The sequence below is a fragment of the Streptomyces sparsus genome (assembly GCF_054776295.1).
The window spans coordinates 1-11,137 of the sequence record NZ_BAAHCA010000079.1 but is presented as its reverse complement, the minus strand read 5'-3'; the positions used below and the strand labels follow the sequence as shown (position 1 = coordinate 11,137).

The following is an 11,137-nucleotide window of genomic DNA, read 5'->3' as shown; positions in this document are numbered from 1 at the left end:
CGATCCGGCCGTCCCAGGCCGGCCGGGACGCGGGGACCCAGTTCGGCGCGTTCCACCGGGGGCGGAACGCGCAGAGCGACGCCGCGGCGCCGGAGCCCGAGGCCACACCGCCGCACGAGTAGCGGCACCACAAGCTTGCAAAGGGCGCACCCGGGGTTGCCCGCCCTACTTTCACGCACGAGAAAAGTCAGATTGGAGGCACGGGCAGACGGTCGCCCGCACGGCGCCCGTCCGTCCCACGCACACCATGCAGACCACTGACAACAGCCTGACCTGGCTCCTCGAGAGCCTGCTGGAACGCACACCCGGCACCCGGCACGCCCTCGTGCTTTCGCGTGACGGCCTGAAACTCTGCTGGAGCGAAGCGCTCTCCCTGGACCAGGCGGACCAGCTGTCGGCCATCTGCTCGGGCATCCAGGCCCTCGCACAGGGCGCCTCGGTGGAGTTCGGCAGCGGCTCGGGGGGTGTGCGGCACTCCATGACGGAGTTCCACGGCGGCCTGCTGTTCATCGTCGAGGCGGGTGACGGCGCGCACCTGGGAGTGGTCGCGGACGAGGGCGCCGACCCGAGCGTCGTCGGCCACCAGATGACCGAACTGGTCGAGCAGATCGGCGAGCACCTGCGGGCGGAGCCCCGGACGACGCCGCAGAAAGGCCTGTCCTCGTGAAGCGCCGGCCGGTGGACACCGGTGATCCCGATCGGCTGTACACCGTCACCGGTGGCCGCAGCCGCTCGGACGACGGCACCTTCGACCTGGTCACACTGATCGTCCGCGAGTCCGAGGCATCACCCGGCATGCAGGGCGAGCACGTGCGGATCCTGGAGATGTGCCGGCATCCCACCGCCGTCGTGGAGATCGCCGCCGAACTGCGACTGCCCGTCACCGTGGTCAGGATCCTGCTGAGCGACCTCCTGCTGACCGGCAAGATCACCGCCCGTCAGCCGCGCGCGGCGCGGTCGGTCGCCTCGATGCCCGATTCCGACCTCTTGAAGGAGGTGCTGCATGGACTCCGCAACCTCTGAGCTGCCGGGTCGGACGCCGCTGGACGACGCGGCCGAGACCGGGCTGAAGATCGTCGTGGTGGGCGGGTTCGGGGTGGGCAAGACCACCCTCGTCCGCTCGGTGAGCGAGATCCGGCCGCTGAACACCGAGGAGGTGATGACGCAGGCCGGCGTAGGCGTCGACGAGACCTCGGTGGCCTCGAAGACCACCACGACGGTGGCCTTCGACTTCGGACGCATCAGCCTCAACCAGCGCATGGTGCTGTACCTGTTCGGCGCGCCCGGGCAGGAGCGGTTCTGGTTCCTCTGGGACCGGCTGTTCTCCGGCACGCTCGGTGCGGTGGTGCTCGTCGACACCCGCCGGATGAGCGACTCCTGGTACGCGATCGACCGGCTCGAGTACCACCGCACCCCGTTCGTGGTGGCGGTCAACCGGTTCGACGACGCCTCCGCGCACTCGCTGGAGGAGATTAGGCAGGCTCTGGCGCTGCCCGAGCACGTGCCGCTGATCGACTGCGACGCACGCATCAGGTCGTCGGGCAAGGACGTCCTGATCACCCTCGTGGACCACCTGTACGAACTGGCCATGGCCCGGGAGATGACACCGTGACCGACCCCACCGGCTCCTCCACCGAGCAGGACGCGCCTCCTGGCTGCCCCGCGCACGCGGGAGCGGTGCGGCTGAGCGGGCTGGAGTACCAGCAGACGCCGTCCGAGCTGTACCGCACACTGCGCCGGGAGCACGGTTCGGTGGCCCCCGTGCTGCTGGACGGGGACGTCCCCGCCTGGCTGGTGCTGGGATATCCCGAGGTCAGCTACGTCACCAGCCAGGACCAGCTGTTCGCCCGGGACTCGCGCCGGTGGAACCAGTGGGACAGGATCCCGCCGGACTGGCCGCTCATGCCGTTCGTCGGCTACCAACCGTCGGTGCTGTTCACCGAGGGCGACGAGCATCAGCGGCGCGCCGGAGTGATCACCGAGGCGCTGGAGACGGTGGACCAGTTCGAGCTGGCCCACGAGTGCCGGCTGCTCGCCGACCAGTTGATCGACACGTTCGCCGGCAGCGGCCGCGCGGAGCTGATGGGTTCCTTCGCGCACACGCTGCCGATGCGGGCGGCGGTCCAGATGTGCGGCATGCCCGCGGGCGCGGAGGACACCGAGGACCTGGTGCGCGACCTGCAGATGTCGCTGGACGCCGGGGAGGGTGACGACCCCGTCGCGGCGTATGTGCGGGTGCAGGGGCGGATTCAGCAACTGGTGAAGGAAAAGCGGCAGTTGCCGGGTGCGGACGTCACCTCGCGCATGCTGCTGCACCCGGCGGAGCTGACCGACGAGGAGGTCGTGCAGGACCTGATCTCGGTGATCGCCGCCGCGCAGCAGCCGACCGCGAACTGGATCTGCAACACGCTGAGGCTGCTGCTGACCGACGACCGGTTCGCGCTGAACGTCTCCGGCGGCCGGCTCAGTGTCGGTCAGGCACTGAACGAGGTGCTGTGGCTGGACACGCCGACGCAGAACTTCATCGGCCGCTGGGCGGTGCGGGACACCCAGTTGGGCGGCCGGCACATCCGGGCCGGCGACTGCCTGGTGCTGGGCCTGGCCGCGGCCAACACCGACCCCCAGATCTGGCCGGACTCGCACGGGGGCGCGGAGAACTCCGCGCACCTGTCGTTCAGCAACGGAGAGCACCGCTGCCCGTACCCGGCGCCGCTGCTGGCGGACGTGATCGCCCGCACGGCGGTGGAGACCCTGCTGGAACGGCTGCCGGACGTGGTGCTGGCGGTGGAGCCGGGGGAGCTGACCTGGCGTCCCTCGATCTGGATGCGTGGCCTGACGGCGCTGCCCGTGGAGTTCACGCCGGTCGTGCACTGAGCGAGCCCTCCCGGCCCGGCGGCCCCCGACGGGGCTTGCCGGGCCGGGACCCGGTCGGTGGGACCCGCCGCTCAGCCGGCGGTGGGGGTGAACTCGACCGGCAAGGACTGCGGGCCGCGGGTGAACACACCCTCCTCGGTGGGATCGAAACCCGGGGCCGGCCGGAGGTCGGGCATGGCGTCGAGCAGTTGGTCGACGCCGATCTCGACCTCGGCCTTGGCCAGCAGCGCACCCACGCAGAAGTGCCGCCCGAGGGCGAACGCGAGGTGGTCGGCGGCTGCGGAGAACGCGGTGGTGGTGGTCAGGTCCTCGCGGTGGATGTCGAAGCGGTCCGGGTCCCGGTAGCGCTGCTCGTCCCGGTTGGCCGCGCCGATCAGGCAGGTGACGGTGGCGCCCGCGGGTATCGCACCGCCGCTCAGCTCGACCTCGCGGGCCGTCTGCCGCATGATCATGTGGACCGGAGGGGTGAAGCGCAGCGTCTCGGCGAAGGCACGCGCGATGAGGCTGCGATCCTCCTGTACGGCGGCGAGCTGCTCGGGGTGGGCCAGCAGGTTGGCGAAGATGCTGGCGATCGCCTTGTCCGTGGTCTCGCCGCCCGCCGCGAGCAGCAGGCTGCAGAACGCCTTGATGTCCTCGTCGCTCATCCGCACCCCGTCGACCTCCGCGCGGCAGAGCGTGGACAGCAGGTCGTCGCCCAGGCTGTCGCGGCGCTGCTGGATGATCGGGATCATGTACTCGGCGAACTCGACACGGGTGCGCTCCCCGGCGGCGGCGACCTGGGGGTCGCCGGACAGGTTGCCCAGGAAGGCGATGACGGCGGTGTACCAGCCGTGGAACCGCGCGTGGTCGGCCTTGTCGAGGCCGAGCATGTCGGCGATGACGTTCACGGGAAAGCGGGTGGCGTAGTCCGTGACGAGATCGACGGAGCCGGTGTGGCGGAAGGCGTCGATCAGTTCCCGCGAGTTGCGCTCGATGACCGGCAGGAACTTCTGCTGCAGGTCGGCGCCCCGGAAGGCGGGGGCGACGAGGGCCCGGCGCACGGCGTGTTCACGTCCGCTGAGCTGAAGGATCGTTTTGCCATGGACGGGCTCGATCTGCCAGTCGTAGTTGTCGGTCGTGAACTCCGACTGCTTGTCCTTGAAGACGCGCTCGACGTCCTCGTAGCGCGAGATGATCCAGCTGTTGGTGGCCTCGTGCCAGATCAGCGGCGCGTGCTCACGCATGACCCGGTAGGCCGGGTAGGGGTTCGCGGCGAACTCCGGGGAGAGTATGTCAGGGACCTGTTGCGCGGTGGACATGGAGCTCCTCGGTCGGTATGGGGCAACGCACTTCAGGCTATTGATCATTCAACTGTGAAAACAGCCCGGTCCTGGCCGACCTCGCGCGTTCCCACTCCGGTGCGCACGGGACGGGTCGCCACCGCCGGGGCACCCGCCGCACAGGCCGGAGCAGTCGCCGGCCGCCCCGCCGTTGCCGCGGGCCGGGGCGTCGGCACGGGCGAGACGAGCGGTTCGGCCGGGTTTTTCCGAGCCCCCGCAGGACACGACGTGCTCCGGCACACCACCTCCGGCAGTGACGCGTTGTGGCCACCACCTCCGCCACAGTGGCCGGAGGACGGCGGCACGCCGCTGCCACGATGGCCGAAAACAGCCCTCGCGCCGCGGACCGGAGCGCCCACGCCACGCAGCGGACGCGCCCTCGGCGCGGCAACCGGGAAAGCCGCGAAGCCCGACTCCGCGCCAGCCGCCCCGCTGCCCCTGTGCCGCCACGTGCGGACAAGCGGACCGAGCAGCAGCGTCGTTGGCGGAAGCCGTCCCCGACCCGCACCCGGACCGCTGTGACAAGCCGGGCCCGACCGCCGGCTTGCCGGAGCGCACGGTACGCAGGCCGCGGCACCGGGTGATTGTCAGTGGCCTCTCCTACGGTTTCGAGCAATGAGACCTGCTGGAAAGGCCGCAGGTCCGGGGAGGGGTCCGCCATGTCTGCCGCGTCCACGGTGTCGACGACGTATCTGGAGCTGTCACAGGAAGACGGTGCCGCGCACAAGTTCTACGAGGTGACCGTCGACGGCCAGGTCGTGACGGTGCGGTACGGACGGATCGGCGCTGCCGGGCAGACACAGACGACGACGTTTCCCACGACGGCGAAGGCGCGGACCGCGGCCGAGAAGAAGGTCGGGGAGAAGGTCCGCAAGGGATACGCCCCGGCCGTTCCGGGGCAGCGCGCCCCGCGCACGGTGACCCGGCGTCAGGTCGCCTCGGCCCCGTCCACCGCGCGCGCCGTGGCGCCCGTGCTGTGGCGGTTCCGCACCGGCTCCTCGGCGTTCGGTATCCACGTCGACGACGAGCACTGCTGGGTCGGCAACCAGTCGGGCGACGTCTACACCCTGGACCACGACGGCGGCGTCCTCGCCCGCTTCAACCTGCCGGACGGCGTGAAGTGCCTGGTCGCCGACGACTTCTGGATCTACGCGGGCTGCGACGACGGCAAGGTCTACGACCTGTCCTCGAAGCTGCCGTTCGCGGCGTACGACATCGCTGCGGACGTCGACATCTTCTGGCTCGACATCCACGAGGGCGTCCTGAACGTCTCGGACCGCGAAGGCCGGGTGACCGTCATCGACCACGAGGACGAGCACCAGTGGGCGCGCCGGAGTCAGGGTGACCACGCCTGGATGGTCCGCGCGGACGACCGGGCCGTCTACCACGGGCACCACCGGGGCGTCACCGCCTACGCGCCCGACGGCGGTGGCGAGCTGTGGCACACGCCCACCCGCGGCGGCGTCCTGTTCGGCTGGCAGGAGGACGACGCCGTGTACGCGGGAACCGCGCACCGCGTGGTCCAGCGGCTGTCGAAGGCGAATGGCGCGGTCGAGGCCACGTACGCCTGTGACAGCCCGGTGTACTCGTGCGCCACCTCACCCAGCGGGCGCTTCGTCTTCGCCGGTGACGCGGCGTCGTCCGTGTACTGCTTCGACCGGGACGGCACACGCCTGTGGAAGCTCGGCACGGGCGGCGGCTCTGCGCTGTCGATGCAGTACCACGACGGGCGGCTGTACCTGGTGACGACGGACGGTTCGCTGGTGTGCGTGGACGCAAGCGAGGCGGCCATCTCCGCGGCGCAGCACGGCACGGTGCCGGTGGCGCGGGACGTCAAGCTCGCCGCGGCACTGCCGACCTACGCGCCGGCCACTGCCGCGACCGAAGTGACCACGGTGGCCCACGCTCCCGCCGGGGCGGTCGTCGTGGAGTGCGTCCAGGACAACGGCCGCCTCCGCGTGCACGTGGTGTCCGAGGGCTACGACGGCTCCTGGAACGTCCAGTTCCCGCGCGCGATACGGCAGCCCGGCGCGCGCTACGTCGTGGACGCCCTGCACCCGGCGGCCGGCGGCTTCTACCGGGTCCGCGGTGACATCCGACGCCTGCTGTGACCCGTAAGGGTGCGGCCTGCCCGCGACGTCCGACGAGCCCCAACCTCCGATGGCCCAGGGCCGGTTCACCCACTCGCATCGGCACCACCGCGTTCGGCGAAACGGCGGAGCAGCTCAGCGCTCTCAGCTGGGAAGGCGTGGGCGACAGCCATGCGCACCACGTCCTCCCGCTGCTCCGAGCGCGTAGTTGGGCGACAGGGCGAACCGCGGCCACGGCCTGGCTCGTGCGTCCCCTTGTCTTCCACCCAACCGGGTAGGGGACAAGGGGACAACAGACAGGCGGGGCATCGTGTTTCACCTAGTCACCCCGGCCCCAACAGCCGTCTCAGCGACCTGAGTCGCACCGGCTCGGTGGCCGCGAGTACTCACAGAGGGGAGCAGCCCGTGGCGATGAAGGCCAAGCTTCTGACGTTCATCGTCGTCGGACTGGCAACGGGCGTGATCATGCTCCTCGTGGCAGTCTCGGAGAGCGGGCCGAGCAAGGTGATCCCCTCATCCTAGGAACCGGCGCCATCTGCTCCTCTTCCGTGCTGGCCTTTACGACCTTGCGCGGGCTGAAACAAGGCCGTCAGGCCTGAGCACCCGATCTCGGCAGGTACCGCTGCGCTTGCAGCCGCCGACTCCTCGGCTCCCGAGCGGCTGAGCGCACACCGCGCCCGACCCTGACGCGCGGACGGTCGGGAGAGACGGTTCGCGTCAAGGGGTCAGCTGCAACCTCAGTGCCGCGAGAGACAGGGCCTGGCACCTCACATCGGTGGTGGGAAGAAGTGGGATTTTTCTGTCTGAGAGGAGGGCGGCACTGAGCCCTGTGGTGGCGCGTCAGAAACTCGCCGGGTGGGTGGACTTCTACGGGTTGTGTCTTCAGGACGCCGACGACACGGCGGTGCCGGTGCTCTATCCCGAGGACCGTGAGCAGGGCGGACGTTTCCTGGTGGCGCTGGAGGGCCGACTGGACATCGAGAGCGCCGGCCACTCCCACACCGCTGCCCTGGAGGTTGAGGTGTGGGACAGGGAGCCCCCGGAGGAGACCGAAGCGTGGGACGAGGTGTCAGAGGCGACGGTGCGCACAGCCTCGGGCGAGCTGGCGGTGTGGTCGGTGGCGGGTGGGCCGGCTCCGGAGGGGATCGAGTTGGGCGCCCCGGGCCTGTGGCGATTGCGGGTGGGCTGCCGGGGCCGCAGCCGGGTCGCGGTCCTTGCGCAGGAATCGGAAGAACCGGTCGAAGGAGTGGAGCGTTACACCGTCCGGGCCTGGAAAGTGGCCGAGTGGTAGGCGCGGGCCGCGCTCACCCGTCGGGCTTCAGATACCGCGGAGCCGGATGAAGCAGCCGGCGGCGTGCCGCCCGGTTGTCACGCGTGCTTCCCCGGTGATCGGCCGGTTCAGCGCCGGCGACTGGCCCGGCGCCGCCCACCAGCCCGCCCGTAGGGGCGATGAGGCCACCGGCGCGGTGCCGATGGGTAGTCTCCCGACGCCGCCCCGGCACACGGCCGGAGCCGACTCGCCCGGAGGCGCCATGGCGACCGAACCCGATCTCCGCACCGACCGCCCCCACCCCGCCCGCATCTACGACTTCCACCTCGGCGGCGCCGCCTACCACCAAGGCGATCTGCGCCGACCAGCGGAGATCCTCTCCTCTCCCGCGCTGCGCGAGACGTTGGACCTGTCCCAGCCCGTGGCGCTGTCCCTCAACGCCGTGATGCACTTCGTGCTCGACGACGAGGGCCCGCACGAAATCCTGCGCACCCTGCTGGACGCACTGCCCTCCGGCAGCTTCCTGGAGATGTCCCACGGCACCGCTGACCTGCTGCCCGATCACGTTCTCAAGGGCGTCGCCGAATACGCCAAGGGCGGCGTGCCCGTGCAGATGCGCACGCGCGCGGAGGTCGAAGCGTTCTTCACCGGGCTGCACATGATCGACCCCGGCCTGACTCTCACCCACCGCTGGCACAACACCCTGCCCGAATCCGAACTCCCCGCCGACCAGGACATCAGCATCTACGCCGCCGTCGCCCGCATCCCCTGACCACCTGATGCACTGGCTCGGTGTCAACCATCACCGCTGTCGCGGCCACCATCGCGACCGGACCGGTCGCCATCCCGTGGACAAGGCCCTCAAAGAAGCGGACGGGGGAGGCCATGCCGCTCCCCGGGCCGCCATCGACGCTCCCATGAGGCGGTTCTCTCGGGGGTACGCCCGCCTCCGGTGACTACCGGCGAACCGTTTGGACCGGACACCCCTTCTGCGGGAAAGCAGGAGTGAGGGCTCCGCACAGGGCGACGCCTCCCACGACACGAGCCTGCCCGCACCGCGCGAACCTCGCAGGTCAGTACGCCGGTCAGCCGATTCTCTCTCACCGGTCACCCAAGTAGCGATGAGTTCGCCTCGCCCGGTGAGTCTCACTCCGGAGAGACTCACCACGGTTGTCGCCCCACCACAGGAGGAACGCGTGGCTCAGCTATTGAAAGTCCAGAACTTCAACGTCTCGAGTGACGGCATCGGTGCCGGTGAGGACCAGACTCTCGAGAGGCCGTTCGGTCATGGCGAGCCCGAGAAGCTGTTCGCCTGGGCCGGTGCCACGGCGAGCTGGCCCATGCGCACCGACCCCGGCGGGAGCCGGGGACTGGACGACTACCTCACGCGGGACTACGCGCGCAACATCGGCGCCGAGATCATGGGGCGCAACAAGTTCGGGCCCCAGCGGGGGCCCTGGCAGGACCACGAGTGGCAGGGCTGGTGGGGTGACGAGCCCCCATTTCGCACTCCGGTGTTCGTCATGACCCACCACAAGCGTCCCACGTTCACGCTCTCCGACACCACGTTCCACTTCGTCGACGGCGGCCCGGCGACCGTCCTGGAACAGGCGCGGGAGGCGGCACAGGGCAAGGATGTGCGACTCGGCGGCGGGGCCACCACCATCCGGGAGTTTCTCGACGCAGACCTCGTCGACACCATGCACGTGGCGGTCTCGCCCGTGAAACTCGGGTCCGGAGTACGGCTCTGGGATTCCCCCGACGAGCTGCTCGACCGGTTCCACCTCGATGTCGTTCCCAGCCCGAGCGGGGTGACGCACCACCTGTTCTGGCGAAGGTGACCGGCCGGGGCAGTCCCAGGGAGCTGTTTTGCCTCCCGGGGCTGCCCTGCGGCGGACTGTCGAGTCGCGTCTTGGGCGGTCAGCCGGCCCGGCGGTTCCTCAGGTCGTGCCCGGGTGGAGGCGAGCCGATGGCAGTCGGTACCGATCTCAGCGATCGGGCCGTTGCACGGCAGACGGTCGACGATGGCCGCTCAGACCCGGAGGCCGGAGAACGTCATTGACGGAGGGGAGCGGCGCGGCGGCGGGTGTGGCGTGGCCACCGCCCGCACCGACCACGGGCACCCCCCGTGGCGCCCCGAGGGAAGACCTACCAATACGGCACCGACGCTACCGGCGGCGTCCTCGGCCTCACCGACGCCACCGGCGAGCGGACACGCATGCACGCACACGGGCCGACCGGTCTCCGCGCACCGCTCCGACCTGCGGGTTCTGGGGCTACCCGTCGAACAGCTCGACCATGTCAGCCGTGCCAGGCAGCGGGCCGCCCCGCTGCGCCGAGACGCCAATGTGCGCGGGTGCGGACGGACGGAGCTGGCCGTGCCTGGGCGGGTCGACGGTCAGGAGTCGGCGCGGCGGGCCTCGGCGGCCTGCTTCTCCTTGATGCGGACCGTTTCCTTGCGCACCTCGGCCTGGGTGGCGCGTTCCTTCTGCAGCCACTCGGGCGACTCGTTCTTCAGCGCCTCGATCTGCTCGGTGGTGAGCGGCTCGGTCACGCCTCCGCGCGCCAGGCCGGAGATGGACACGCCCAGCTTCGACGCGACCACCGGCCGCGGATGCGGTCCGTTGCGGCGAAGCTGCTGGAGCCACTCCGGCGGATCGGCCTGGAGGGCGTTGAGCTCGGCCCGCGAGACGACACCCTCCTGGAACTCGGCGGGGGTGGCCTCGAGGTACACACCCAGCTTCTTCGCCGCGGTGGCGGGCTTCATCGTCTGGGAGGTCTGGTGCGACGTCATGGGGCCAGGGTATCGAGCGTGCGCGCCGCCTCCGACCAGTGCCGGTAGCCTTACGGCGTGACAGTCCCGGCAGCACAGGCCTCCTTCCGGCTCGCATACGTCCCAGGGGTCACACCCTCCAAGTGGGTGCGCGTCTGGGGCGAGCGGCACCCGGAGGTGCCGCTGCGCCTCGTCCCGGTGTCCCCGCAGGAGGCCCAAGAGGTGCTGCGAGCGGGTGAGGCGGACGCCGGCTTGCTCCGGCTTCCGGTCGACCGCGACTACTTCAGCGCCATTCCGCTCTACACCGAGACGACGGTTGTCGTGGTCCCCAAGGACCACCTGGTGGCGGCGGCCGACGAGGTGACCGTGGCGGACCTCGCGGACGACATCGTGCTGCATCCGCTGGACGACCTGCTGGGTTGGGAACGGCTGCCGGGTCGCCCCGCCCTGGAGCGGCCGGCCACCACCGGGGACGCCGTCGAACTGGTGGCCGCCGGTATCGGGGTGCTGGTGGTGCCGCAGTCGCTGGCCCGGCTGCACCACCGCCGGGACCTCACCTACCGTCCGCTGCTGGACGCCCCCGAGTCGAAGGTGGCCCTCTCCTGGCCCGAGGAGCGCACCACCGACCTGGTGGAGGACTTCATCGGCATCGTCCGTGGGCGCACCGTCAACAGCACCCGGGGCCGCCCGCCGGCCTCGCCGCAGGGCAAGGCGGACCGGGCCGGGAAGGGCGGCAAGCAGAGCGGTGGGCAAGGCGCCAGCCAGGGCCGCAAGCAGCAGGGCGGCTCCGTTGCCAGGTCGGGCGGCAGGG

General features: G+C 70.6%; 11 protein-coding genes. 9 read left to right on the top strand and 2 right to left on the bottom strand.

The genetic code is table 11. The features are described 5' to 3' along the window. Positions 1–247: 247 nt before the first annotated feature. Genes ACYVE9_RS07285 through ACYVE9_RS07270 form a run of 4 tightly spaced genes read left to right on the top strand, consistent with a single transcriptional unit; the run spans position 248 to position 2,874 of the window. Positions 248–667 (top strand): roadblock/LC7 domain-containing protein, encoded by a 420-nt coding sequence (locus tag ACYVE9_RS07285; RefSeq protein WP_461026908.1) that lies wholly within the window; start codon positions 248–250, stop codon positions 665–667. Further along, positions 664–1,023 carry a DUF742 domain-containing protein gene (locus ACYVE9_RS07280; RefSeq protein ID WP_461026907.1) on the top strand — a complete coding sequence of 120 codons (360 nt, stop codon included), beginning with the start codon at positions 664–666 and terminating at the stop codon, positions 1,021–1,023. Before ACYVE9_RS07285 ends, ACYVE9_RS07280 begins: the two co-directional genes overlap by 4 nt. Then, positions 1,004–1,612, top strand: a complete 609-nt coding sequence (locus ACYVE9_RS07275) for a GTP-binding protein (protein ID WP_461026906.1) — start codon at positions 1,004–1,006, stop codon at positions 1,610–1,612. The genes ACYVE9_RS07280 and ACYVE9_RS07275 overlap by 20 nt, the downstream gene beginning before the upstream one ends. Further along, a complete protein-coding gene (locus ACYVE9_RS07270) occupies positions 1,609–2,874 on the top strand; it encodes a cytochrome P450 (RefSeq protein ID WP_461026905.1) in 1,266 nt (421 codons plus the stop codon). The genes ACYVE9_RS07275 and ACYVE9_RS07270 overlap by 4 nt, the downstream gene beginning before the upstream one ends. A gap of 71 nt (positions 2,875–2,945) precedes the next feature. Here ACYVE9_RS07270 and ACYVE9_RS07265 read toward each other — a convergent pair whose 3' ends face one another. Further along, complete coding sequence (locus ACYVE9_RS07265; protein WP_461026904.1) at positions 2,946–4,172, bottom strand: cytochrome P450; 1,227 nt, start codon at positions 4,170–4,172, stop codon at positions 2,946–2,948. A 680-nt stretch (positions 4,173–4,852) separates the two neighbouring features. Between ACYVE9_RS07265 and ACYVE9_RS07260 the strand changes: the two genes are divergently transcribed. The 4 genes from ACYVE9_RS07260 to ACYVE9_RS07245 all read left to right on the top strand — a co-directional run bounded on the left by ACYVE9_RS07260 (position 4,853) and on the right by ACYVE9_RS07245 (position 9,394). Beyond that, positions 4,853–6,304: a WGR domain-containing protein gene (locus ACYVE9_RS07260; RefSeq protein ID WP_461026903.1), complete on the top strand. Its 1,452-nt coding sequence runs from the start codon at positions 4,853–4,855 to the stop codon at positions 6,302–6,304. An 811-nt stretch (positions 6,305–7,115) separates the two neighbouring features. Next, positions 7,116–7,574 (top strand): hypothetical protein, encoded by a 459-nt coding sequence (locus ACYVE9_RS07255; protein ID WP_461026902.1) that lies wholly within the window; start codon positions 7,116–7,118, stop codon positions 7,572–7,574. A 241-nt stretch (positions 7,575–7,815) separates the two neighbouring features. Beyond that, on the top strand, positions 7,816–8,325 hold the full coding sequence (locus tag ACYVE9_RS07250) for an SAM-dependent methyltransferase (protein ID WP_461026901.1): 510 nt from the start codon (positions 7,816–7,818) through the stop codon (positions 8,323–8,325). A gap of 424 nt (positions 8,326–8,749) precedes the next feature. Then, positions 8,750–9,394 (top strand): dihydrofolate reductase family protein, encoded by a 645-nt coding sequence (locus ACYVE9_RS07245; RefSeq protein ID WP_461026900.1) that lies wholly within the window; start codon positions 8,750–8,752, stop codon positions 9,392–9,394. Between the two features lie 557 nt (positions 9,395–9,951). On the opposite strand, the gene ACYVE9_RS07240 is transcribed toward ACYVE9_RS07245, so the two are convergent. Continuing rightward, positions 9,952–10,347 (bottom strand): DUF5997 family protein, encoded by a 396-nt coding sequence (locus ACYVE9_RS07240; protein ID WP_461026899.1) that lies wholly within the window; start codon positions 10,345–10,347, stop codon positions 9,952–9,954. Positions 10,348–10,404: 57 nt separating this feature from the next. Here ACYVE9_RS07240 and ACYVE9_RS07235 point away from each other — a divergent pair. Further along, positions 10,405–11,137: LysR family transcriptional regulator substrate-binding protein (locus ACYVE9_RS07235; RefSeq protein ID WP_461026898.1), on the top strand; the 733-nt coding region annotated here is incomplete at its 3' end.